We start from the raw sequence: 26,461 nt of genomic DNA on the forward strand, positions 1-26,461 counted from the left end.
CTGTTTTTATAACATTTTTAACTAGGTGTTTATTTTTGTTTTATAAAAACAGGGATAATGTATTGGCTGGTGGCGGTTAATTTGACCTGAACGCTGCTTGAGATAGATTTATTATCCAGAGTTCAGGTTATTTAAGCAGTGGGGTAACCTAAGCGCAGCTTAATAAACTCAGCGAGTTTAAACACGGCGTTTTCAGGTTCGCGGGCAGTTTTAACTAAACTAATGCCAATGCTACCGAGCGCAGGTAAATTTTTAGTGTGTAATTGATAGGTTAAATCGTTCGGCACCGTACTTCTTGCCAATACAGTAATACCTAAACCTTCTTTTAATGCCGCAATTAAACCGGTTAAATCGGCGTTGCTGTAAACAATACGGTATTTAATACCTGCTTTTTCAAGCGCTTGGGTTGCTCTGCGGCGATAAATACAGCCTTCAGGTGCTGTTACTAAGGTAACGGTTTCATTTTGCGCCATTGAAAGATCGCCAACCCACACTAATTGGTCTTGAATAAAAATAGGGAACTTTTCTGAGTCAAGCTGCTCATTTAGCGCCAGTACTAAATCAAATTGATCTTGGCGCTCATCCGAAAGTAAATGTTTACTCAAACGTGACTTCACTTCTAACGATACATCAGGGTAGAGCGCCACAAAGTCGCCAATAATAGAGGGTAAAATACGTGCTGCAAATTCGCTTGGGATCCCTAAGCGCACTTTACCAGTGACACTTTCTGAGGTGAATAACTGTAAAATGGCATCGTTATGTTGCACCATTTGTTTTGCCATAGGCAGTAACAGTTCACCATATTGATTAAGTACTTGGCGTTGTCCCTGCTTTTTAAATAATTTATAGCCTAATAAGTCTTCTAAACGTTTTACTTGTAAGCTTACCGCTGGTTGCGAAAGGCCAAGTAAATCGCCTGCTTTGGCAAATCCACCTACCTCAACCACCATAACAAATGTGCGTAAACTGTCGGTTGAAATGTTTTTCATATTTAAAATTACTATTTATATGGCTATATATATAAGTATTATTTATCAATTGATAAGTAATTACAATTTGTTGTTGTAAGCCTTGCGCAATATACTTTTGCTATTAAAGATAGATAGGTATTTGTTATGACTTTTAACCCGATAATGTTTGCCCGCCATAGCAACGCTAACAGCGCGGTTATTAATGCCTTACAAGCTAATAACAGCCATGTTGTTATTGATTTTAGCGGCAGTGAAGCATCGGTATTTTTAAGTGCTATTTTAGGTCATGACCTCACCAAACTAACCGCCAGTGGCTTTGGTTTTAAAGGCACATTGGATGGCGATTTAAATTCTGATTTTAGCTACGCCGTTTACTACTTTAGCGAAACCGCCTTTCGATTTGTACTCCCAGTAAGTGCCAGCTTGCAATTACAAGCACTCATTAACGAACAACAACTTAGGTACGATATCGACTTTGTGGTACGCACCGATTTAGCAACCTTTTCCTTAACCGGTAGCAACGCCTTTGATACCTTAGTTGATGCGTTTAAATTAACCCCTGGCTTACGCCTTGCTGATGCGCAGCTTTGTTATGGCGCGCAAAGTGGCGAAGTGTTTGTTACCGCGGTAGATAAAAACAACGAGCAGCAGTTTATAGTGATTGCTAAAACGCCTACGCTTGATAAGTGGCAACAGTATATGCAGCAACAAGGCTTTAGTGTTACGAACACCTAAGCTGTTTAATTCGTTAAACATATTTTTGTTAAAGATTACAATTTGGTAGGCGTATTAATGGCTACCATGTTATTCCCCCTCATTCAATTGAGGCCACGCCCACACACATGGGTTAATTTAAAAGTGAAGGAATATTATGACTTCTAAAACAGTATTACATGCAAAGCACATTGAAGCCGGCGCAAAAATGGTTGATTTTCATGGCTGGGAAATGCCAATTAACTACGGTTCACAAATAGAAGAACACAACGCCGTACGTAACGATGCAGGCATGTTCGACGTATCGCACATGACCATTGTTGATATACAAGGTGAGCAAGCACAAGCATTTTTACGCAAGCTTGTGGCTAACGACGTTGCTAAATTAACAGTACCTGGCAAAGCGCTTTACACCGGCATGCTTAACGAGCAAGGTGGTGTAATTGACGACTTAATTATTTACTACTTTAGCGAAACATTTTATCGCTTAGTGGTTAACTCAGCGACCCGTGAAAAAGACCTAGCACATTTAGCTAAGGTATCGAGCGATTTTGCAGTAACGGTTACTGAGCGCCCAGAATTCGCCATGATTGCGGTTCAAGGCCCTAATGCACGCGCTAAAACTGCCCAGGTTTTAAACGCAGACCAGCAAGCTGCAGTTGAAGGCATGAAGCCATTTTTTGGTGTTCAAGCCGGTGATTTATTTATTGCTACAACAGGTTATACTGGCGAAGACGGTTACGAAATTGTAGTACCAAACGAGCAAGCAGCCGATTTATGGCAGCAATTGCTTGATGCCGGTGTAGCGCCTGCGGGCTTAGGCGCGCGCGACACACTACGTTTAGAAGCAGGTATGAACCTTTACGGCCTAGATATGGACGAAAGCGTATCACCACTGGCAGCTAACATGGCATGGACTATTGCATGGGAACCAGAAGATCGTGACTTTATTGGTCGTGATGTTTTGGTAAAACAACGTGCAGAAAAAAGTACTCACAAGCAAGTAGGTCTTATTCTTGAAGAAAAAGGCGTACTACGCAGTGGTTCTAAAGTAATTGTTGATGGTGGCGAAGGTGTTATTACATCTGGCACATTCTCACCAACATTGGGCTATAGTGTTGCATTAGCACGTGTGCCACGTTCAACCGGCGACACAGCTCAAGTAGAAATGCGTAAAAAATTAGTTAACGTAAAAGTAGTTAAATCGGGCTTTGTACGTAACGGTAAATCAATAATCTAAATAATTTGGTTATACCAGTAAATAGGTCACCCTCATTTATTGGTATTCTCCCAATCTAAACCAAAGGATGAAACAAAATGAGCAATATCCCTAGCGAGTTAAAATACGCACCTTCACACGAGTGGGTTCGTAATGAAGGCGACGGCACTTACACTGTTGGTATTTCTGAGCACGCCCAAGAGCTGCTTGGCGACATGGTATTTGTTGAATTACCAGAAGTTGGCGACGTAGTCGATGCAGGCGAAGACTGTGCAGTAGCTGAGTCAGTAAAGGCAGCATCAGACATTTACGCACCAATTAGCGGTGAAGTTGTTGCTATTAACGAAGAGCTAGAAGATTCTCCAGAAACAGTAAACAACGACGCTTACGGCGACGGTTGGTTATTCCGCATTAAAGCATCTGACGAATCTGAAGTTGATAACTTGCTCGACGCAGAAGGCTACGCACACACTATTGACGAAGAGTAATCGTTAATTAGTTAAAAGCCCCTCTGTTTAAAACATTGGGGCTTTTATGATTTTACAGCTTATTACCATACTCAGTAAGTTGCCAAATCATCACATATTTTAATCAATACTAGTTACCCATTAGTATTTAGGATCATAGGAATCTGGACACATGTCAAACGCCAAATCTCTTGAAAAATTAGAGCAAAAGCAAGATTTTATTCGCCGCCATATTGGGCCAAGCCCAGCGCAAGTAAACGACATGCTTAGCGCTCTTGAAGTATCGAGCGTTGAAGAGCTGATCGGTCAAACTGTACCTGCTGGTATTCGTCTTGAGCAAGGTCTTAATATCGGCGAAAGCCGTACCGAAGTTGAAACACTAAGCTACTTAAAATCAGTAGCAAGCAAAAATAAAGTTTTCAAATCGTATATTGGCCAAGGCTACCACCCAACTCACGTACCGCACGTAATTTTACGTAACGTACTTGAAAACCCTGGTTGGTACACAGCGTACACACCGTATCAGCCAGAGATTGCACAAGGGCGTTTAGAGTCACTATTAAATTTCCAGACTATGACCTTAGACATTACCGGCCTAGATCTAGCAAGTGCTTCACTGCTTGACGAATCAACTGCTGCAGCCGAGGCAATGGGCCTTGCAAAACGTGTATCTAAAGCTAAAAAAGCCAATGCGTTCTTTATTGCCGACGACGTACACACGCAAACCATTGACGTAGTGAGCACCCGAGCAGAGCAATTTGGTTTTGAAATTATTGTAGGTAAAGCCGCTGATGCCGTGAACCACGACATTTTTGGTGCGTTATTTCAATACCCGTCAACATCAGGCGAAATTGTTGATATAACTGACCTAATTGCTGGCGTACAAAGCAAAAAAGCGATTGCCTGTGTGGCAGCCGACATCATGAGCTTACTACTATTAAAAGCACCAGGTAAATTAGGCGCCGACGTAGTACTGGGTTCAGCACAACGTTTTGGTGTACCAATGGGTTACGGCGGCCCTCATGCTGCATTTTTTGCAACACGTGATGCGTACAAACGTTCATTACCAGGTCGTATTATTGGTGTATCAAAAGACCGTTTAGGTAACGATGCATTACGTATGGCAATGCAAACCCGTGAGCAACACATTCGCCGCGACAAAGCCAATTCAAACATTTGTACTGCGCAAGTATTACTAGCGAACATGGCGGCGTTTTACGCGGTATACCATGGCCCGCAAGGCTTAAAAACCATTGCACAACGCATTCACCGTTTTGCTGATATTTTAGCAACTGGCTTAAAAGCAAAAGGTGTGGCACTTAAGCACACTACTTGGTTTGACACATTAACAGTAGTTGATGAAAATAAAGCCGACGTGATTGCGCGTGCTGTGGCTAAAGGCGTTAACTTTGCTGCTAACCATGCAGGTGAATACTCAATTTCAGTATCAGAAACCACAACACGTGCAGACGTTGCCGAGTTATTTGATATTATTTTAGGCGAAGGCCACGGCCTAAGCGTAGATGCAATTGCCGCGGATGTTGAAGCAAATGGCAGCGACTCTATTCCTGCAAGCCTAGTGCGTGATGATGAAATTCTAACGCATCCAAACTTTAACAGCTATCACAGCGAAACAGACATGCTTCGCTATATTAAGCGCCTTGAAAACAAAGATTTAGCGCTTAATCATTCTATGATCTCGTTAGGTTCATGTACCATGAAACTAAACGCGACCGCTGAAATGATCCCAATTACCTGGCCTGAATTTGCAAACCTTCACCCATTCTGCCCGCTAGACCAAGCAGAAGGTTACCAAATAATGATTAACGAGCTACACGATTGGCTAGTTAACATTACCGGTTACGACGCGGTTTCACTGCAACCAAACTCAGGTGCACAAGGTGAATACGCAGGCCTAATCGCCATTCGTAAATACCACGAGTCACGAGGGGATGCGCACCGTAATGTATGTTTAATTCCAAGCTCTGCGCACGGTACTAATCCAGCGTCGGCACAAATGGCGAGCATGAAAATTGTGGTTGTTAACTGTGATAAACACGGTAACATCGACATGGAAGACTTAAAAGCAAAAGCTGCTGAGGTGTCTGAAAACCTATCATGTGCCATGGTAACGTACCCATCTACCCACGGTGTATACGAAGAAACGATTCGTGAGTTATGTGAAATTGTTCACCAGCATGGTGGCCAAGTTTACATGGATGGCGCAAACATGAACGCGCAAGTAGGTGTTACTAGCCCAGGCTTTATTGGCTCAGACGTATCGCACTTAAACTTACACAAAACCTTCTGTATTCCACACGGCGGCGGTGGCCCAGGTGTTGGCCCAATTGGTGTTAAATCGCACCTTGCGCCATTTATGCCAAACCACAGCGTAATTAACGTACCAGGTACTAATGAAGGAAATGGTGCAGTATCGGCAGCGCCTTACGGCTCTGCAGCTATTTTACCTATTTCATGGGCTTACATTGCTATGATGGGCTCTGAAGGCTTAAAACAAGCGACAGAAATGGCGATTGTAAATGCTAACTACCTAAGCAATGAGCTTAGCAAGCACTTCCCAATTTTATACCGTGGCCGTAATAATCGCGTTGCTCACGAATGTATTATTGACCTACGACCATTAAAAGAAGCCTCAGGCATTACTGAAATGGACGTTGCTAAGCGCTTACAAGATTACGGTTTCCACTCACCAACGATGTCGTTCCCAGTAGCGGGCACATTAATGATTGAGCCAACAGAATCTGAGTCTAAGGGCGAGATTGACCGCTTTATCGAAGCGATGGTATCGATTAAAGGTGAAATTGATAAAATCATTTCAGGTGAATGGTCTATCGAAAACAACCCACTGGTATTTGCACCACACACACAAGCTGATGTGTTAGGTAATGAATGGGACCGAGCGTATGACCGTTTTTACGCTGCATTCCCAGTACCAGCAGTTGCTAAAGATAAGTTCTGGCCAACGGTTACGCGTATCGATGACGTATACGGCGACCGTAATTTAGTATGTGCATGTCCTCCGATTGAGACATACCGCGACTAATTTTTGAACTTTAATGGGTAGTAAGTTCCACTGTAGAGTGGGGATTTATCGAAATTATAAAAGCCGTTGCAGCAATGCAGCGGCTTTTTTGTGCGTGGTGAAAAACCATTTCAAATACTTATGTAGGTTGGGTTGAGTGAAACGAAACCCAACGATTCTCCAATATCATTACCATCTCCCAAGCACGTAAATATGCATTGTATGTAGGTCGCTCTTTAGGCATGTGTGATTTAACACAGGAATAATAGGTATCACCGTAGGCGCTGAGCTTGCTGGCGTGCGTGGTTTGTAGGTTGGGCTTTAGCCCAAAAAGTTGTATCAACTTGGCTGATTGTTTTTTTTGCAAGTTGCTAACTTTTGCTTGGATAAATCCGTGACCTAAATTAGAAACCTTATTCAAGGTTTCTTGCCAGATTGCTGGCGGCAACCAAGGGGCGGCTACCGCCGACCTCCCCTTGGAACCCCACGGCGCCCCGAACATCACGCTGTTTCCTTCAAATAATTAATTGATGTGAACGTAAACGGCGAAGATAGGCCATCCATGGCCTAGTTTCGCCTTATCGCGCATCCATGCGCGACATTACTCATCAATTGCTTATTTTCAGGGCGTGATGACGGGGGAGGGGGTTAAACGTGAGATTGGTGTTTGGTCTTGGCAAGAAACAAGACCTGACCCTCTGTATTTCCTCTAGGTTGGGAAGAGTGAAACGAAACCCAACAAATCCCAAATATACTTACTCGCTCTAAAGCCAAGAGTATGTGTTATTTCTTGTAGGCGTTTAGCTTGCTGACGTGCGGGCGATAGCCCGAATAAGTATTTGAATAGGTGCTTGGAATTACTATTACAGATAACGCGAATATGTTTAGCACTTCTAGAAATAGAAACCTTATTCAAGGTTTTGTCGCGCTGGCGACGGCAGCCAAAGAGGGGCTGCCGCTGGTCCCTCTCTGGACACTCTCAGCGCACCCGAGTATCACGCTATTTCCTTCAAAACACAATTGATGTGAACGTAAACGGCGAAGATAGGCCATCCATGGCCTAGTTTCGCCTTACCGCGCATCCATGCGCGATATTACTCATCAATTGCTTATTTTCAGGGCGTGATGACGGGGGAGGGGGTTAAACGTGAGATTAATGATTAATAATTGGTCTAGGTAAGAAGTAAAACTTGATCCTTCGAATTATTACAAAATTATATTTTCCAATCGAATAGGGGGCACCCATTAGAAAGTTCCGGTCAAGCAGACAGCTGTGTTTCCTTGATCTTTTTATTCAAAAACCAAGTGTTCTTATTTTAAACTCTATTTATTAAGTGCTTAGTACTGATGAATAAGTACAATAGTTAAAATTTATTTATTTTAATTTTATATTTACAAGGAAGTTGTTTATATGAATGATGTAACGCCATTTTTATATATTGCTATTTTAGCTTTTTATTTTTTACACAAAAACGAAGAAGGTAAAATACTAGTACCGATCTTTGCTTTTGCAGCAATACCGTTATTTAGTAATGACTACTGGCTATGGTTTAAGGTGAGTATAGGGCTGAGCATCTATGTTTTAATGGTAGAAAAAGCTAAGGCCGGATATACAGGAGGTGGGGCCGTTTCAGCATTCGCTATATTTTTTATAGGGGCTTATATAGTCAGTATTGTTATTAATACAGTTATATCCGTAACGGCTAATAGCATTTTTTAATTGTATATAGTCCATAGAAAGACCAAAGGGCTCACCCATTAGAAAGTTCCGGTCAAGCAGGCAGCTGTGTTTTCTTGATCTTTTTATTCAAAAACCAAGTGTTCTTTCTGTTTAACTCTATTTTAATATGACTACGCATCCAGCAATGACATCGATTGTCGTGAATATGCACAATTGCTTGGATAAAGAGGGCTATGAGAATTAGATCACTTTAATTAAGGCCCTTGGCTTTTGCCTCAGTCATCGTTTAGTACCAATGTCAGTCCAGTTGAACTGATGAGTAACTATGTGTATTTATCGCCATTGTTTTACTTTGTTGCTATTTATCCCCCTCTTATTTGAAAGCTTCCGCTGCTTATAGTTTTTGCGTATTACCGATAAACCTATCTGGCTATTCTAATAAAAAAACAACACAAGATAGGTAAAACAATGAATAATACACAGCTAGATAACCAGCTTAAAACACAAAAACGTATCAACCTTGGTTTAACAGTAACAATGGTAGCGCTTGCCAGTTATGTTGGCTTTTTTCAACCTAAAGCCACTGAGTTTGAAGAGATCAGTGTTGAGCGCATCAATATTGTAGAGAAGAACGGTTTAAACCGTATGGTATTGGCTAATTCTGATAAGTCACCCGGAGGTGTTAAAAATGGCAAAGAAGTGTTCAAGTCTGATAGCCCTCGACCAGGGATGATCTTTTATAACGACGAAGGCACTGAAAACGGCGGGCTTATTTTTAGAGGGCAAAAGGTAAACGATAAAGTGAATCATGGCTTACATATGTCGTTCGACCGTTATAACCAAGACCAAACCTTGATGATGCAACACATCGAGATGGAAAATTACATGATCAGTGGTTTGACAGTCATGGACAGACCAAACACAGACTTAGATTTTGAAATGACCAATCGCTACCTCGAAGCCCAAAAGAGAGAAGACATTGAAACGATGCAAGAGATTGAAAAATATCTAACAGATAATAAACTACTTGGCGCACGAAGAGCCTTTTATGGCACACTAAATGGTGATTCACGCTTGCAACTGAATGATGCTAACGGTCAGAAGCGTATTCAAATGGTGGTGACCAAAGCGGGTGAAGCCAAGCTAGAGTTTCTAGATAAGAGTGGAAAGGTTATTATGAGCCTACCTGATTCAATAGCAGAATAAAAAAAGGAAATATATTATGCCTAAGAGTGTTAACTACCTAGTTTTATTTATATTTTCATTTTTAATCGTATTGTACGCAGCGCTATTGAGCACCCCTGTAGGTGAGTCGTTAACTATTCACTTTGACGCGCCGGTTTGGATGTTTTTACAGTGTGTGATAGCGCAGTGGTTAACACTCAAGGTATACCGAACACTAAAGCAGAAACAGCAGTCACTGGTGAGTTACATCTCTAAGGTGTTCATCGTGAGTAATGTGGTATTTACCTTATGCATTTCGGTATTTATTACGTATTTAGAGAGTCTGATCGGTATTCAAAAAGTTGACTCTATGCATGTTATTGCTACTTTTGGCATGAGTTCGTTGTTACACATGTTAGTCGCTGCGTACAGTATCGCATTCGAATTGGTTACCCGTTTGCAGGCGCAACAAGCAGCTTTGGCAAATAAAGAAAAGGCTTTGTTAGATAGCCAAGTAAAAACCTTACAGCAACATATTGATCCACACTTTTTATTTAATAATTTGAATGTGTTATCGGCGTTGATATTAAAGAGCCCTGAAGAAGCCGAAGAGTACTTAGAGACTTTTAGCAACATCTACCGCTATATATTAGAAAACAAGTCAAAAAACTTAGTACCTCTGGCTAAAGAGCTGGTGTTTATTAAAGATTACATGGCTTTGATTGAAACGCGATTTAATGGCCTTTATAGGTTGCGTATAAATGTGGATAACGCGCTTTTAGCAAACCGTTATGTGATCCCATGTTCGCTACAATTGGCAATTGAAAACGCGGTTAAGCATAATGGTGCCACGGTTGATAACCCCCTCGATATTCACATAAACGTAGAAGTAGATGACATTGTGGTAACCAATAATTTAAACGAAAAAGAATATAAACCCACGTCAACAGGGCTTGGATTAACGCATTTGCAAGCTCAGTGTCAGGCGGTTTTTAATAGGCAGTCTCACATAGAGAAGAACGAATCAGCGTTTGTACTCACTGTACCAATGACATCAGAAGTGGCGTTATGAAAGTTGTTATAATTGAGGATGAGCCATTAGCGGCACAAAAATTAAGTGGTTATATTACACGGTATTCAGCAGAATGTGAGGTGATTAAAGTACTCACTCAGGTGGCAGAGGTAATTGACTATTTACAGAACGATCCTGAGGTAGATTTAATCTTTTCAGATATAGAACTGTTGGATGGGGAAGTATTTAGTGCCTTTGACGAAGTTGACTTACCATGCCCTATTATTTTTACCACCTCTTACAATGAGTTTTGGACGCAAGCATTTGATAATCAGGGCGTAGCATATTTACTTAAACCATTTACCTACAAGCGTTTTGTTAGTGCTATGAGTAATTATGAGCAGCTGAGACGCAATCTCGTCAATACTATCAAGCCTAATGCAGTAGCAACTAAACGCTATAAAAGTCGCTTCTTTTTAAAAAAAGGTCAGGTGGTCGATATTCTCAAAACAGAAGATGTGGTCTGCATTCGCGCCACTTCGGGCGTATTGTCAGCCTATGATAATCATGGCAAGCACCATTTGCTTACGGGCAACTCAATGACCGAGCTAGAAGCTCAGCTCGACCCAAGTCGCTTTTTTAGAGTTAACCGCAGTGAAATAGTGAATATTAATTATGTACTTTCATTTGAAAGCTATGCTAAAGAGACATTAGCAGTTAACTTGCAACATATGAGTGAGCCACTAATCACCAGCAAAACACGTACAAGTGACTTTAGAAAGTGGTTAGCTACCTAAATAGCTATAATCGAGGTAATGGTTTTACTTGCTACCTTGAGAATCAAAGGGGTCACCCATTAGAAACTTCCATTCAAGCAGGCTGCTGTGTTTTCTTGATGTTTTTATTCAAAAAACCAAGTGTTGTTACTTTTTAAACCAATTTAAATATGGCTATGGACCTAGTAATGGCCTCGATTGGTGAGAATACGCGCTATGGCTTGGGTAGAGAACGCCCTATAAATTTGAGCCTTTGGTTATCGCCTCTGTCATCGTTTAGTGTCAGTATGATTTTCAGCCTCACTCACGCATTCAGCCATATCAATTGAGCCTGTAAACGGTGTCTTTCTTTCATAACAAAACGAGCCGTTTTATATAGGAGACTGTTAAAAAAGCACTAAAACTGATAAAACTGTACTTTGCAAAATTTTAATTGCATTGAATGTATAGGCATTAACTTTATTAAGTGCATGCCATACCAAGCAAAGGGAGAAGCAATGAGCTCTGATAGCAACTATATTCGCAGACTATTAGCAACCATTGGCATTACAGCTTTAGCAATAGGCTTATTTATGCTGCTGTGGCAATTATCGTATGTGTTATTGCTTATATTTGGCGGGATTTTATTTGGTGTTTTTTTAATAGGGCTTGCGAGCCTGTTACAGCGTTGGCTACCTTTACCCAGATGGGGACTGGTACTGCTTGTTACTGCTACCGTATTGGGGTTATTAATACTTGCTGGCTACTTGGTTGGTCCCGCTATTATGGATCAGTTGTTACAGCTTAGAGAGCAAATAACTGGTGGGGTAAAACAGTTAGAAGGTTACTTGAAGGGTAAAGAGTGGGGCGAGGCTCTGCTTCAGTGGGCGCAAGGGCAATGGGAACAAGCACCACTTTCACCAAGAAAGCTGATGGGGGAAGTTTCCGGGGTCTTTTCTACTTTATTTGGTTCACTTGCTGATATATTTGTTATTTTATTTATTGGTTTTTACCTCGCACTGCACCCTGAACCTTATAAAAAAGGGGTGCTATTTTTATTTCCAAGTGATAAACGCAGCCGCATAAATGAAGTAATGCACAGTGTATATTATGCATTGAAGTTATGGTTAATGGGCCGTGCAACATCAATGATTGTGGTCGGGCTTTTAACCGCGTTAGGTTTGTGGCTTATTGATATGAAATTGATAATGGCGTTGGCATTGCTTGCGGGTTTGTTATCATTTGTGCCATTTATAGGGCCTATTGCCGCTTTGATACCTGCGGTATTAGTCGCGTTACTCAATAGCCCAACCCAAGCTGCGTATGTACTAGTCGTGTACGGTGTTGTACAAGTGCTCGAGAGTAATGTAATAACACCGTTTGTACAAAGAACAGCTGTTTCATTGCCGCCAGCAGTTATGCTTGGTGGGCAATTATTGATGGGCGCTATGTTTGGAATTCATGGCTTGGCGCTTTCAACGCCGTTGTCAGTATCAATTATTGTCACAGTGCAGATGCTCTATATACGGGATGTTTTAAAAGAGAAAATCCAACCATTAGGGCAGTGATACGTTAAAGAAAGTGGCAAGTTATATAAATATAATTTGCCACTTTTTATGCCTATTAATTAACAAGTTACTCTTTAGCCAACATAAAACATATTGGTTAGATGGCTGTTTAATGTTGAGCGGCGAGGTTTGCTTTTACTCTGCAGCATGGGGTAAAACAAATGAGAGTGTGGCTAAATGCTCTGTTTTATCAAATACATTTAAATTTGTGCTTTTTTCGTCATAGATTGCGGCTACTACGTTTAAGCCTTGGTTACGCAATGGCAATGTGACCAAGCCGTCATCATTACTAACTATTGGCTCTTGATCTGGGTCGTTTACTAAATCATTGATTACTTTAGCGCCTTGAACCGCTTTGCTATTGAAAGTTATGCTGTAGCTGACTATTGCGCCTTTTTGATCTGAAAATTCGTTACCTACAGGTAGGATTTGTAATTGCTGATTTTTAAGTGCAGGTACTTGGGCAAGCGGGCCACGCAAATGTACTGAGTACTTTTTAGTATGTTCGCTTAATAGTGCATTGGGGATTTCATCTCGACCTTTAGCAAACCATTCACCTTCTTTTGTTTTACTCCATAACCCATTATCGAGCATACCAGTAACCGCATAAACGCTTTTATCACTTAGCAGCATCATAGGCCCTGATTCAATAAGTTTTACGTTTTTTAGTTGCCAGTTTTTATTATAGCCAGTAATGCTTTTAATTTTATTTTGTCGTTTTACGGTATCTAAATCTTGTGCGCCTTCGCCATATATAAAGGCTACCTGTGATGAGCGCTCTGCAAACCATATTGCATGAGCCTGTGCTTGTTCGCTGTATGCGCTTGATATTGAAGTGACTAATGCCATGCAGGCGAAAGGTAATATTTTCATTTTTTCTCTAAATTTAAGGAGGTATTTATTTTTCGATGTTGAATACGTTTAACTCAAAAATAAAAACAACCCCTAATAACTTTGTAAAATTTGTTGCTGTAGGGTAGCTCTTTTTATTCTGCTTGTATATTATTGCAAATAACAATTATTACCATTTGCATTTCGTGCTTGTTTAATCGGCTCTAGTTAAAAAATTTTTTAGTGAAAACTTAACCGATTAAGCTTGTATGATATCTAAGAGATAGAATGAACTTAATAAATCGATACCAAATATCAGCCCTAACAATTGCTATAAGTACCATTTTAGCGCCTTCTGTATACGCAGCTTCAGCATCAGATAACATTGAGAAAATAGCGGTTTCGGGGGTTAGACAAGCTTTTCGTGGCGATGTGCCTTTAAGCGAGCAACCACAAAGTATTGAGTTTATATCAGCAGAAAACCTCGATGACGCAGGAGTGACTACACTCACCGATATATTTGATTTAACGCCGAGTATTTCTGAACAAAATGATTTTGGTGGATTGTGGGAAAGCTTTGCAATACGTGGGTTAGTAGGCGATGAGAATATTCCTTCAGGCTTTTTAATTAATGGTTTTTCATCGGGTCGAAGTTTTAGTGGTACCCGCGATACTAGCAATATTGATTATGTAGAAGTGATGAAAGGGCCTGGCTCAGCTCTTTATGGCCGTTCTGAGCCTGGCGGTACTATTAATATCATCACTAAAAAGCCACAGTTTGAAGAACAAGGCTCTTTGAAAGTATCTGCAGGGAGCTGGCAAAGTTATCGCGCTGAAGGCGACTACACTAATGCAATTAATGATCAAGTTGCTTTTAGAATAAACGGTGCAATTGAAGATGGTGAGGGTTTTAGAGACTACCACGAAAATAAAAAAACAGTGATCACACCTTCAGTTCTTTGGTTAATATCCGACACAACAAAATTAAATTATGAACTAGAATATGTTGATCAGAGTGTGACGTTTGACCGTGGTATAGTTGCTCTAGATGGGAAGATAGACGCATTACCTATTGAAACGTTTTTAGGTGAGCCAAGCGATGAACCAACAGAGGTTGATGCGATTTCTCATCAACTGACCTTTGAGCATCAAATAGGGCAATGGTCACTTTTAAATGGGCTTAGCTATAGCGATTCTAAATTTATAAGCGAATCGAGTGATGCTGAACTCGCCCCTAGCAGGCAGCTTTATTTTACTGATGGCGAAACCTTAAGTCGGCAACATAACGAGCGTGATTTTCAAACTAAAAACATCTCAGCGCGCACTGAGCTAAGTGGTAGCGTTACTGCTGCTGGGTTTACCCATCACTTATTAATTGGCGCAGATGCCAGCAAGTTTGATTTTGACAAACTCTGGTACAGATACCGCCCTACGCTTGAAGATACGCGCTATGCAATCAATATGTATAACCCCGAGTATGGGCAAACAGCACCCGAAGGCTCACTTTTATTTAACAGCACTGAAGTACAGCACAGTTACGGGGTTTATATTCAAGATCAAATCGACCTCACTGAGCAGTGGAAAGTACAAGTAGGCGGTCGTTATGATTGGTTTGATCAGCAAATAGATAATCACATTAATCAAAGTCAGTCTAAAAGCAATCAGAGTACATTTAGCCCACGAGTAGGCTTAGTGTATGCTTACTCAGACGACATACAGTATTACAGCAGTTACTCGGAAGGTTTTAGGCCAAACAGTGGTTACGATATAAATGGTGATGCATTTGAGCCAGAATCAACAACCTCTATTGAGGCGGGTGTTAAATTTAGCACCGATACCCTAAATGGTAGCTTTACAGTATTTAGCGCCGAAAAAAGCAATATGTTGACCACAGATTTGCAAGCAGGCGTGTCGACGGCGTTAGGCGAGGTAACTAGCGAAGGCGTTGAGTTTGATTTACACGGTTATATTACAGAGCGCACGTCATTTGATTTTGCCTATACCTACACCGATGCAAAAACAGCAAACGACACGGTTAATACAGATTGGTGGGTAAAATTACCAAAAGGTAGCCCTTTACTTAATATTCCTAAACACAGTGCAAATGCGCGTATTAAAAGAGAATTAAATGATTTAATCGATTTAAATGCAAGCGTTGGTATAGCTGTTCAGTATGAGGGGGAGCGCTTAGGCGAAACCATAGACCCTTCGTATTACTTACCTTCGTATACGTTGGTGAATTTGTTCGCAACTTACAACGTTAATGAAGATGTGATGGTAAAACTGAACATTAATAACGTGCTTGATAAAGAATATTACTCAAATTCTTACTCTGCAATTTGGACTCAACCCGGTGAGCCAGTTAATTATAAGCTGAGCTTAAAATATAGCTTTTAATTTATCCTTGGGGCAGGCTTAACGATGCTTGCCCCATCACTCTATTCAGGCTGTGCATCTGTTCCAAGTAAAGTGTCAATATAAGCGAGTTCTTCGCTAAAAATGCCACAAAAAAATGCGCTTTGTTCAATTATTGCAGCGTCATTAGGCTGGGCTTTGTAGCTTTGCTGGCACCTGGCAAGTTCGCGGGTTAACCACGAGCACTCATTACTTGCAGTGTTTATAGCTGCTTTTAAAAAAGAGGGCCATTTGATTTTTTGTAAATTAAAGCGATAGAGCATTACAGCGATACAGCCATAGGCTTGTTGTTCTTGTGATGGTGGGTTATCACTCGTTACTACGTCGCTGTTTAACAGTTTACTGTTGATAAGTGCTTGTTGCAGTGCGACCTGTTGTGATTGACTTAAAAAGCTTGTTGTCATAATGCGTGAGTAGCCCTGGTTACAATAGAAAATAGCATTTTGTATTAAAGGCTAAGCAAGGCGTTTTATGACTCATGCAGCACCGAAAAAATGCAACAACAGTGATAACAAAATTGGCCTGACTCTTTACTGAATTATTAAAATACAATTGTAATTGATTGGATAGTTTTGAAGTATATTAGCATCAATATTTTAATATCAATGCAGCGCATAACTGAGTTAGGTAATTGACTAAATAATCACTATTAGATGCGTTTTTAAAGGAATAAAGATGTTTTTATCATTTTTTAAAAATCTTTTATATTGTTTATATAGTAATTTACTCGGTTAAATCTATCACTCATCCGCAGAGACAGATGTTATTGCTTAAGGTGCTTTATCAGTTGAGTTATCAATCTGCGCTAGGTGTTACTGAAAAATAAGAGTTATATACTTTATCAAGGTGTGGGCGTTATGCAGTAAGCCGTTTAAAGAAACTATGCCCAGATAAAGCGAGTAAATTTTTATTACCTAAACTGACATGTACAAAAGCAGAACGCTATTTTAAATAAGAATAAAGCCGAGTAACATTTACGTTCAAACCTTTCTGAGCCCTCAATAAAGACAAAGTCCTCACTAAATCTATCATTGTAAAAATACAGTAATAATGAAAATCAGAATAAAATGATGCTCTGGGGAAAGCTTACATTAGTTGTGTAATTTTTATAGTTTGTATTGGTAAAATATTTTCATTCCTTTCTTAGCTATTGATTTTAAAGCTATTTAGATATGGTCTTTTTTTTGCTTGGTTGTTGTTTTTTAACCCTTTAAAAATATAGCAATCAAAAAATCATATAAGGAAGAAAAGTTATGGCAGAGTCATTTAAGTACGCAAATAATAAAGGACATGCAGGAGAGCTTCATCAAAAAGCTAATAAAGACCATCCCGTAATGACAACCGCACAAGGTTGCCCTATCAGTGATAATCAAAATTCATTAAAAGCTGGTCAACGCGGACCAGGACTATTGGAAGATCATGTGTTACGAGAAAAGTTGTTTCACTTTGATCACGAGCGAATTCCTGAGCGAGTTGTTCACGCAAGAGGGTATGGAGCACATGGTTACTTTGAAACGTATGATGCTTTAGATGATTTGACTTCTGCTGATATTTTTCAACGTAAAGGTGAAAAAACACCTGTTTTTGCACGCTTTTCAACAGTGGCGGGTAATCAGGGATCGCCTGATTTAGCACGTGATGTGCGAGGTTTTGCCGTTAAGTTTTATACGCAGGAAGGTAATTGGGATCTGGTAGGCAATAATATCCCAGTTTTTTTCATTCAAGACGCGATGAAGTTTCCCGACCTTATACATAGCGCAAAAGCAGAACCAGATCGTGGTTTTCCACAAGCGCAAACAGCCCACGATAATTTTTGGGATTTTGTAAGTTTGTCGCCAGAATCCATGCACATGGTTATGTGGGCAATGTCAGATAGAGCTATCCCGCGCTCATTAAGGTTTATGGAAGGATTTGGCGTTCATACTTTTAAGTTTATTAATGCACAAGGTGAAGAAAAATTTGTTAAGTTCCACTGGAAACCTAAAGGCGGTATGCAGTCAGTGGTTTGGAATGAGGCATTGAAATTAAATGGCGCTGATCCTGATTTTCATCGTCGTGATATGTGGGAATCAATTAATAGTGGAGACTATCCAGAATGGGAGTTGGGCATTCAAGTATTTGATCAAAAATTTGCTGAAGAGTTCGAGTTCGATGTTTTTGATGCCACTAAACTGATACCCGAAGAGCAAGTACCAGTTAAAATTATTGGTAAAATGGTGCTCAATCGAGTCGTAGACAACTTCTTCGCAGAAACCGAACAGGTTGCATTTTGCACACAGAATATAGTACCAGGACTTGATTTTACTCCTGATCCTTTATTGCAAGGCCGTAATTTTTCTTACCTAGATACACAAACCAAACGCCTAGGTGGGCCTAATTTCACACAAATTCCTATTAATGCAGCAAAATGCCCGATGAGACATTTTCTTCAAGATGGCCACATGGCAATGCAGAACCCTAAAGGCCGGGTTAACTACGAACCTAATTCATTCAGCGGGGGTGAAAACAACCCGCGAGAGTGCCCTGTACACGGATTCAAAAGCTCAGAATCTGAAACTGACGGTGGTAAATTACGCTATCGCTCAGAAACATTTAGTGATCACTATAGCCAAGCACGACAATTTTATTTAAGTCAAACCGACGTTGAGCAAACGCATATTCAAGACGCTTTAATTTTTGAGTTATCTAAAGTAGAGCATTTACGTATTAGAGAGCGCGTGGTTTCTCATCTGTTAAACATTGATAACAAGCTTGCTGAGCAAGTTGCATTGGGTTTAGGTTTACAAACTATGCCAGATGCGGCAGAAGCGGCGCTTGATACCCGTCAAGATTTACCAGTGTCTGATGCGCTAAGCATTTTAAAAAATGCGCCAAATACATTTAAAGGCAGGAAGCTTGGTATATTAGTAAGTGATGGTTTTGATGCTGAAACCTTTAATTTATTAATACAAAGCCTTAAAGAGGAAGGTGCAAGCCATGAAGTTATTGCGGCTCAAGTTGGTGGTGCTAAAAATAGTAAGGGCGAGATTGTTGAGGCCGATCAGGTGATTAACGGCGGACCTTCGGTGCTTTACGACGCAATAGCTCTGCTTACCACTAATGAAGGCGCCAAAAAGCTTGCTGAAATACCGGAGGCGAAAGATTTTGTCAGTGATGCTTATGCACATATGAAGTATATCGGCTTTAGTGATAAAGCAGCTCCTTTAATCGAGGCTACTGGTTTAAATGGACAACTTGATGATGGCTGGTTGGATTTAAATAAAATTTCCGCAAGTGAGTTTGTCTCAAAAATTCGTAACCTTAGGTATTGGAGTCGATAAATCGTATAACAAGGGCTAGTGAGAACTAGCCCTTGTTATTGATGGCACCGTTTTATTTGAGGATTACAAAAATTTAAAGGAATAAAATGAAACTAATTTATGTCGATGATAACTTGCCGGGCATAACTCGTAAGAGGCATGAAAACCAATGGGTTTATTATGATCCTGCAGGAAAGAAAATACATGATAACGATGAAATAAAGCGGTTAGACAGCCTCGCTTTTCCCCCCGCATACAAAGATGTATGGTTATGTCCAGAGGAAAATGGGCATATTTTAGCTACTGGCTACGACAGCAAAGGCCGCAAGCAATACTTTTATCATCCCGAGTTTAGGGAGCAGCAAGAGCTTAAAAAGTTTGAAGCATGTGCTTTATTTGGAAATAAACTGCCTTTGTTAAGAGCAAAACTATCGGAATATTTGCGAGGTAATGAGCTTGATTACCAGCGCACAATTGCAGCCGTTGTACGTTTAATGGATCTTGGAGCCCTGCGCGTTGGCTCTAAAAAAAATGCCAAACATAATAATAGTTTTGGTGCTACAACATTGCGTAGCCGGCATGCAAAACTAACGGGTAAAAATATTCGCTTAAAGTATAAAGCAAAATCCGGTAAGCAAAGAGAAGTGAACATAACAGATAAAGTGCTTAGCTCTATCATACAGCAGTTGCAAGATTTGCCTGGGCAGAGCTTATTCCAATATATCGATGAAGGCGAGTATTGTGATGTTACCTCCAAAGAGGTGAATGAGTTTATTCAAAGTGTTATGGGCGAGCAGTTTAGTGCAAAACATTTTAGAACATGGCGGGCCAGTGTTTTGGCATTTGAAGTCTTACATAAATCAAACGGCCAGCTTTCGCTTAAAGATATGTTAGATAGCGTTTCAAGTAATTTAGGGAATACCCCAGCAATAGCTCGTAATTCATATATTCATCCAAAGTTGATTGATCTGTGTAAAGGAGGCAAGGAAGCTCTAAAGGACTTTAATAACTTAGACAAACTACCCCGTAAGACTAAGTACCTGAGTCGCTATGAACGTGGGTTGTTGATATTTTTAGAAGAACAATGCTAATAACGTTAGTCTCTTTGTAATTCTACTCATATTTCAATCGCTTGAGTGATACCTATGTGTGTGAACTTTTTACAACTTCTAGCAACTTTTACTTTAAAACGTAGAGCTTCACTCTGTTTTTTTATTTATCTATTTGATTTTAAAGGATTAAAACTTTGGTTTGAATGTTGCTAATTACTAAGCGTACTTTCTTAAACAAATAAAGGAGTTATTATGAGTACTGTTATTACTGGGTTATTCGATAATGCATCACAAGCAACATTAGCAATTTATAGATTAGAAGCTTTAGGTGTAAGTGAGGCGGATATAAGCATTGTCGCTAACGACTCGTATACAAAGGAAGACTTTGCTGTAGATGAAGGGACCAAAGCTGCAGAGGGCGGTTTGTTGGGCGCTGCATCTGGTGGCGTGTTAGCGGCAATTATTGGTGGTTTTACCGCTGTTGGAGCAGTCGCTTCTGGTGGTGCCGGCTTATTAGTTGCAGGTCCTTTGGTTTCAGCACTTGCAGCTGGTGGCGCAGGTGCTGCCGTTGGTGGGACTTTAGGCGCAGCAATCGGCGCATTTATTCCAGAACATGAAATTAAGTATTATGAAGACGCAATTGAGAAAGGTTCAATACTCGTCGGTGTTAAATATAACAGCGATAACAAAAATAGTGTTGAAGAAATTCTTGATAATGCTGGTGCAAGCAAGGTTTCAAAAGCGTAATATTTTAGAATGCGCTATCAGTATCTAAAATGTATAAAGGTGGAACTGCGTTCCATCTTTTTACGTGTTTGAATTTAAAACTATCTGAGTTTGGTATATTAATCTATATTGGCAACCAATGAATTACTTAGCCCACCTTTATTTAGCACAGCCTACGGCTGATTCTCATTTTGGCAATTTGCTGGGAGATTTTGGTGGCCAACGACAGGTAACGCATCTACCTACAACTGTAAAAAGTGCGCTAGATAACCATTATTTAGTGGATAAATTTACTGACACACATCCTCTAGTAAAAGAAGCTAAGCAGCTTTTTTCAGCCAAGCGCAGGCGCTTTGCAGGTGTGGCAGTTGATGTGGTGTTTGATCATTTTCTTATTGCGCATTGGCAGCAGTTTAATAACCAATCACTAATTGATTTTAAGCACACCAGTTATGACCTTTTGGACAGGCGTATACCTGTAATGCCACAGAAAATGCAGAGTGTAGTAACCAGTATGACGAAAAACGATTGGTTTAAGGAGTACGAAAGCATTGATGGGGTAGGGCGGGCGCTTGATAATATTGCTAAACGTATTCGCTTTACTAATAATTTTGCAGGTACCGCTGAAGATATAATCCGCCATTATAGTGAGCTAGATGAGCTCTTTTTAGCGTTTTTTCCTGAGCTAATTGAACACGTTAATGAGTTTAATTTGGAAAGCGCACCAAAGTAGAGTGCGCTTACAAAATAAGTGGTTTAGTCGTCTGGTCCTTTTAGGGTAAATACTAAATGTTTGCGCATATCTTTTAAAATTACGCCTTTTTTGAGCATGGCACCGCTTAAGCGTTTTTGCCACTTTAGTAGCTCCGGCTCTGCGGCTGTAAGTGCTTGTTGGTTTTCAAATTGAAAACACATTAGTAAAGAACCTGGAAATAAATGATATTCCACATCAAACCAGCATTGCAGCATACCTGGGATTTCAGCACGGCCTTGCTCTTCTATTTTGTCAGCAACATTGAGAACGAGAGCTTGTTGTTTTACTTGCACAGCAGATAGTTTTTTCATGTGGAGATCCAATTTAGAGGCTAAAAATACAGCCGGAATATTGCATTATACCCAAGCTTTCAGGGTGATAACAATGTTAGCTATACTTTAAATTAGATGGCTCACTGTGAATATTGATTGTGGTTAGTTTGGTAGTACAACCAGTTTGAATACACTATTTATCAAGGGAAATTATGAATTATATAGCTGTTTGTTTCGTTATTATTTTTATGTTGTCAGGGTGCTCTGAAGAGCAAGTTTCTGAGCAAAAATTAAAACCTGTTTCTGTCATAGAGTTAAATAAAACTAAATCGTTTGATAGTCGTATTTTATCAGGTGTTATCCAACCTGCTAACACAGCCACTTTAATGTTTGAGGTTAGCGGAAAGGTCGAAGACGTTTTTTTTGAAATTGGTGAGGCTTTTGAAAAAGGTGAGCCGTTAGCTAGGCTGGAACAAACAAAGTATTTATTGGCAGTGCAAGAGGGCGAAGGGCAGGTCTCTAATGCGAAGGCTATGCTGCTAAATGTTAAGCAAGATTTTGAGCGCAAAGCATCACTGGTTGATGATGGCGCTGTGTCACGCGCGCAATACGATGTAGCAAAGTCGCAATATGAGAGTGCCAAAGATAAAGTCGAGATTGCTAAAGTTCGACTAGCGATGGCAAAAGAAGAGTTACAAGATACCACGCTAATTGCGCCCTATGCAGGGACTATTTCAAAACGTAATATTGAACCTTCACAACAGGTAAGCCCAAATACATCTGCATTTATAATTCAAGGTAAAGAAAATTTTGAAGTCTCTACCCTTGCCCCTGAAGCGATTCTCTCCTCATTAGCTATTGATAAGCCTGCTAAGGTAACTATTTCAGCATTAGATAAAACGTTGAATGCCAAAATTAAAGAAATTGGCACAGCTGCTCAAGGCGCGAATGCGTTTCCTGTTATTTTAAAAATATCTGAAAATGATGTTGCAGACATTAGAACGGGTATGAGTGCTGAAGTACAATTTAAACAACAGCAGGAAGCCTCAGATGCTTTTGTAGTACCTGTAAGTGCCATTATGGCGCAAGAAAATAATCAGCATTTTGTTTTTAAGCTGGTACCTACAGCGCAAGCTGAATCACAACAAGCAGGTTATGTTTTACAAAAAATAACCGTGGACGTAGTAACGTTTTTTGCGCAGAAAGCGCAAATTAAAGGCGATTTAAAAGAAGGGGAGCAAATTGTTAATGCGGGAATGGCTTTTTTACACGATGGGCAAAAAGTGACGCTTATCGAGGGTGAAATCAAGCGCCTTAATCCATAACCCGTGACGGAGATTTAAACGATGAAAATCCCTACTATTTCAGAGCTTGCTCTTGATCATAATCGCTTGATGCTGGCCATCGTCTTTGGCCTTATGCTATTTGGCGCATTTAGTTATTATCAACTACCCAAACAAGAAGATCCTAAAATAAAAATTCGTGAGGCGGTTGTAACAACCGCTTACCCTGGCATGAGCGCAAAAAAAGTAGAGCTGTTGATCACTAAAACACTCGAAGAAGCGATACGTGAAATGCCCAGTATTGCCGAAATTCGCTCAGTATCTATTCCAGGCCGCTCTATTATTCACGCAGAGCTCAAGCAAAGTGTTGAGCAAAGTGAGTTTGATCAGCAGTGGGATATCCTGCGCGACCAAATTAACGCGGTTCGAGGCGAGCTACCCAGTGGTGCTTTACCTTATGTGATTAATGATGATTTTGGTGATGTTGCCGTGTTAACGGTGGCACTTATTGCAGATCCCGCTTATAGCATGGGGGATCGCCAAGATGTGGCGCAACATATTGCCGATATGATGCATCAAGTCGAAGGCACAAAAAAAATTGATATTTTAGGCATTCAGCAAGAGCGTATTTTTATTGAAACTAAAAACGCTAAGCTCGCTCAATTAGGGATTGCACCCACACAATTGATTGCGGCTTTAAAAAATCAAAATATTATACGTCCCAGTGGCATTATTGATGCCGATGGTGAAAACTTTATTATCCAGCTTTCTGGGAATTACCAAAGCCTAGCTGATATACGCAATACGCTGATCACTGTTCCCAATCAATCACAAACCGTCTTATTACGTGATATTGCCAAAATAAGCCGTGAAGTGATCGACCCCCCTTCAAGAACAAGTTACTACAATGGCCGTCAAGCCATTATTTTTGCAATCTCTAAGGATGAACAAGCGGATGTGCTGAAGTTCACTCCTAAAATGGAAGCGATGATAGCTCAAATTAATCAAACTATACCTGCGGGCTATCAATTAAAAAATATTACCCGCCAAGCCGATGTGGTTGCCGATGCTGTATTTGGTGTGAGCTTTAGTGTGTTACAAACCATTGTTGTTGTCTCTATTGTGGTTATTATGTTTTTAGGTCTACGCACTGGCTTGATTGTAGGTTCGATTGTACCTGCAGCTATTCTAATCACGCTTTCAATTATGAACTTCATGGGTATTCCGCTGGAGCGTATGTCGCTTGCCACGTTAATTATAGCGCTTGGGCTACTGGTTGATGATGGCATAATAATGGCTGAAGATTTTAAAAAGCGTATAGAAGAGGGCGAAACGCGTGACGAAGCTATTCGTAATACCTCGGGTACGCTTGCGATACCCTCTTTAACCTCATCGTTGACTACTATTCTTGTGTTTTTGCCATTGATGTTGGCGCAAAGTAGTGCGGGTGAATATACACGCTCTATTTCGCTGGTGGTGTTAATTGCATTGCTTATTTCATGGGCGTTGAGCCTAACCTTTACTACTTACTTGTGTCATCGCTTTGTGAAAAAGGAAACGAGGCAAAAGCAAAATATTATTCGCCGTAAAATTAATGGATTTTTCGATAGCCTTAGTCCGCTTTATGAAAAAGTATTAAGACGAATTATGCGCGCTCGCATAATTTTTGTTGTTGTTATATTAGGGCTGTTTTTTGTTGGTGGTTGGGCTATGAGTTTAGTGCCTGCTAAGTTTTTTCCAGACTCCGACCGCGCGCAAATTTTAGTATATTTAGATATGCCAGCCGGCACGTCAATGCGTAAAACTGATGCAACGATACAAGCCATTTTAAAAAAATTGGATGATAAAGCGCGTTTTCCGCATATTAAAAAATATGCTGCTTATGGTGGATTTGGCGGGCCACGGTTTGTTTTGTCACTCACACCGATTGATCCTGAGCCTTCAAAAGCATTCTTTATGATTGATGTTGGAGAGCGAAAACTAGCTGAGCCAACAATAAATAGCGTGCGCGACATGTTTGCTCAAGACTTTCCTGAAGTTATGGGGCGCGCCACTAAAATGTTTTTAGGGCCATCAGATTCTTCACTGATAGAGATTCAAATTAAAGGCCCAGACAGTAATTATATTTATTCTATTAGCGAGGAAATTAAAACCTTATTGCGTAATACAGACGGCGCATTCGATATTAAAAGTGATTGGGAAAACCGCATTACTACACTTAAAGTTAAGGTTAACCAGCAAAATGCTCGTCGTGCTGGGGTTAGTTCAAACGATGTTGCCCAAGCATTAGAAACCTACTTTTCGGGACGCACAATCTCTGAGTTTCGTGAAGGTGATGACATATTCCCCATTGTGTTAAGGGCACAAAACAGTGAACGTTACGATCTAGACCGTATTAACAGCGTAAATGTTTATTCTTCGGCTCGAGGCGTTAATGTTCCTTTAATGCAAGTGGCCGACATTCGCTATGAAACGCAATTTGCGCGTATTGCGCGTGAAAATTTATTTCGTACTGTAACAGTACAAGCTAAAAATCAGATTATGTCGGCGCAAAGTATGGTGCCATTAATTGAAGGAAAACTTGATAAAATAAGAGAAAAATTACCCCCTGGTTATGAAATAGAATATGACGGTGTAATTGGAGACTCTGCGGAATCGCAAGCGTCAATTTTAGCTAACTTACCGCTGTGTATTGCCATTATGGTGTTTATTATTATTGCGCAATTTCGCTCTTACCGTGCAACTAGTATTGTGTTTTTGACTGTGCCATTGATCATCATTGGTGCCGCTTTTGGTTTGTTAATTATGCAGGCAAACTTTGGGTTTATGGTTATTTTAGGTCTATATGCGCTTGCCGGAATTATCATTAATAATGCGGTTATATTAATTGACCGTATTAATATTGAACGTAAACAAATTGAGCACAGTGAACAACAAACCGCTGAGCAGTATAATCAGCAAAATTATGAGGCGGTGATCAGCGCTTCTTTAAGACGTTTACGACCTATATTAATGTCTACTTGTACAACAATAATAGGCTTAATGCCGCTCATTTTATCTAAAGATGTTTTGTTTTATGGCCAAGCAAGCACTATTGCGTTTGGTCTTGCAATGGGAACAATTTTAACATTAGGGTTTGTTCCGGTTGTGTATACTTTTTTCTTTAAAATAAAGCCGGTTAAAGCAGATAAACAACAAACCCAGCGTGAGTTAGAGCAGGCTTAATACGAAGGGC

General features: G+C 40.3%; 20 protein-coding genes. 16 read left to right on the forward strand and 4 right to left on the reverse strand.

What is annotated here, in order from left to right; genetic code table 11:
• Positions 1-131 precede the first annotated feature (131 nt).
• Positions 132-989, reverse strand: a complete 858-nt coding sequence (locus tag L641_RS0104255) for a LysR family transcriptional regulator (protein ID WP_024601225.1) — start codon at positions 987-989, stop codon at positions 132-134.
• A gap of 126 nt (positions 990-1,115) precedes the next feature.
• Between L641_RS0104255 and L641_RS0104260 the strand changes: the two genes are divergently transcribed.
• The 9 genes from L641_RS0104260 to L641_RS0104305 all read left to right on the forward strand — a co-directional run bounded on the left by L641_RS0104260 (position 1,116) and on the right by L641_RS0104305 (position 12,594).
• Positions 1,116-1,706 (forward strand): hypothetical protein, encoded by a 591-nt coding sequence (locus L641_RS0104260; RefSeq protein ID WP_024601226.1) that lies wholly within the window; start codon positions 1,116-1,118, stop codon positions 1,704-1,706.
• A gap of 136 nt (positions 1,707-1,842) precedes the next feature.
• Positions 1,843-2,925, forward strand: coding sequence for a glycine cleavage system aminomethyltransferase GcvT (gene gcvT / locus L641_RS0104265; RefSeq protein ID WP_024601227.1), 1,083 nt, complete (start codon positions 1,843-1,845; stop codon positions 2,923-2,925).
• 77 nt (positions 2,926-3,002) lie between these two features.
• Positions 3,003-3,392 (forward strand): glycine cleavage system protein GcvH, encoded by a 390-nt coding sequence (gene gcvH, locus L641_RS0104270; protein ID WP_013464091.1) that lies wholly within the window; start codon positions 3,003-3,005, stop codon positions 3,390-3,392.
• Between the two features lie 151 nt (positions 3,393-3,543).
• Entirely contained in the window at positions 3,544-6,435 is a 2,892-nt protein-coding gene (gene gcvP / locus L641_RS0104275) for an aminomethyl-transferring glycine dehydrogenase (protein WP_024601228.1), read from the forward strand.
• 1,390 nt (positions 6,436-7,825) lie between these two features.
• On the forward strand, positions 7,826-8,134 hold the full coding sequence (locus L641_RS0104285) for a hypothetical protein (protein WP_024601230.1): 309 nt from the start codon (positions 7,826-7,828) through the stop codon (positions 8,132-8,134).
• 429 nt (positions 8,135-8,563) lie between these two features.
• Positions 8,564-9,301 carry a hypothetical protein gene (locus tag L641_RS0104290; protein ID WP_024601231.1) on the forward strand — a complete coding sequence of 246 codons (738 nt, stop codon included), beginning with the start codon at positions 8,564-8,566 and terminating at the stop codon, positions 9,299-9,301.
• A 16-nt stretch (positions 9,302-9,317) separates the two neighbouring features.
• A complete protein-coding gene (locus tag L641_RS0104295; protein WP_024601232.1) occupies positions 9,318-10,331 on the forward strand; it encodes a histidine kinase in 1,014 nt (337 codons plus the stop codon).
• Positions 10,328-11,068, forward strand: coding sequence for a LytTR family DNA-binding domain-containing protein (locus tag L641_RS0104300; RefSeq protein ID WP_024601233.1), 741 nt, complete (start codon positions 10,328-10,330; stop codon positions 11,066-11,068). The genes L641_RS0104295 and L641_RS0104300 overlap by 4 nt, the downstream gene beginning before the upstream one ends.
• Before the next feature lie 476 nt (positions 11,069-11,544).
• A complete protein-coding gene (locus L641_RS0104305; RefSeq protein WP_024601234.1) occupies positions 11,545-12,594 on the forward strand; it encodes an AI-2E family transporter in 1,050 nt (349 codons plus the stop codon).
• A gap of 135 nt (positions 12,595-12,729) precedes the next feature.
• Here L641_RS0104305 and L641_RS0104310 read toward each other — a convergent pair whose 3' ends face one another.
• Entirely contained in the window at positions 12,730-13,467 is a 738-nt protein-coding gene (locus L641_RS0104310; protein ID WP_024601235.1) for a DUF4198 domain-containing protein, read from the reverse strand.
• Between the two features lie 246 nt (positions 13,468-13,713).
• Here L641_RS0104310 and L641_RS0104315 point away from each other — a divergent pair, with 246 nt between their 5' ends.
• Entirely contained in the window at positions 13,714-15,822 is a 2,109-nt protein-coding gene (locus L641_RS0104315; RefSeq protein ID WP_024601236.1) for a TonB-dependent siderophore receptor, read from the forward strand.
• Between the two features lie 41 nt (positions 15,823-15,863).
• Here the strand turns inward: L641_RS0104315 and L641_RS0104320 are convergent, their stop codons facing one another.
• On the reverse strand, positions 15,864-16,244 hold the full coding sequence (locus L641_RS0104320) for a hypothetical protein (protein ID WP_024601237.1): 381 nt from the start codon (positions 16,242-16,244) through the stop codon (positions 15,864-15,866).
• Positions 16,245-17,093: 849 nt separating this feature from the next.
• On the opposite strand from L641_RS0104320, the gene L641_RS0104325 reads away from it, so the two are divergent.
• From L641_RS0104325 to L641_RS0104340, 4 genes are all read left to right on the forward strand, one after another.
• Positions 17,094-19,160: a catalase gene (locus L641_RS0104325; protein ID WP_024601238.1), complete on the forward strand. Its 2,067-nt coding sequence runs from the start codon at positions 17,094-17,096 to the stop codon at positions 19,158-19,160.
• An 86-nt stretch (positions 19,161-19,246) separates the two neighbouring features.
• Entirely contained in the window at positions 19,247-20,230 is a 984-nt protein-coding gene (locus L641_RS0104330) for a DNA topoisomerase IB (RefSeq protein WP_024601239.1), read from the forward strand.
• 213 nt (positions 20,231-20,443) lie between these two features.
• On the forward strand, positions 20,444-20,938 hold the full coding sequence (locus tag L641_RS0104335; protein WP_013464109.1) for a general stress protein: 495 nt from the start codon (positions 20,444-20,446) through the stop codon (positions 20,936-20,938).
• A gap of 118 nt (positions 20,939-21,056) precedes the next feature.
• Positions 21,057-21,650: an ACP phosphodiesterase gene (locus L641_RS0104340; protein WP_024601240.1), complete on the forward strand. Its 594-nt coding sequence runs from the start codon at positions 21,057-21,059 to the stop codon at positions 21,648-21,650.
• A gap of 23 nt (positions 21,651-21,673) precedes the next feature.
• Here the strand turns inward: L641_RS0104340 and L641_RS0104345 are convergent, their stop codons facing one another.
• Entirely contained in the window at positions 21,674-21,982 is a 309-nt protein-coding gene (locus L641_RS0104345) for a hypothetical protein (protein ID WP_010390782.1), read from the reverse strand.
• Between the two features lie 173 nt (positions 21,983-22,155).
• Here L641_RS0104345 and L641_RS0104350 point away from each other — a divergent pair, with 173 nt between their 5' ends.
• Both L641_RS0104350 and L641_RS0104355 read left to right on the forward strand, forming a co-directional pair.
• The gene (locus L641_RS0104350; protein WP_024601241.1) at positions 22,156-23,268 is read left to right on the forward strand and encodes an efflux RND transporter periplasmic adaptor subunit; all 1,113 of its coding nucleotides are present in this window, start codon (positions 22,156-22,158) and stop codon (positions 23,266-23,268) included.
• Between the two features lie 21 nt (positions 23,269-23,289).
• Positions 23,290-26,451, forward strand: a complete 3,162-nt coding sequence (locus L641_RS0104355) for an efflux RND transporter permease subunit (protein WP_024601242.1) — start codon at positions 23,290-23,292, stop codon at positions 26,449-26,451.
• Positions 26,452-26,461 lie beyond the last annotated feature (10 nt).

The sequence above is a fragment of the Pseudoalteromonas sp. TB41 genome (assembly GCF_000497975.1).
Lineage (GTDB): Bacteria > Pseudomonadota > Gammaproteobacteria > Enterobacterales > Alteromonadaceae > Pseudoalteromonas > Pseudoalteromonas tetraodonis.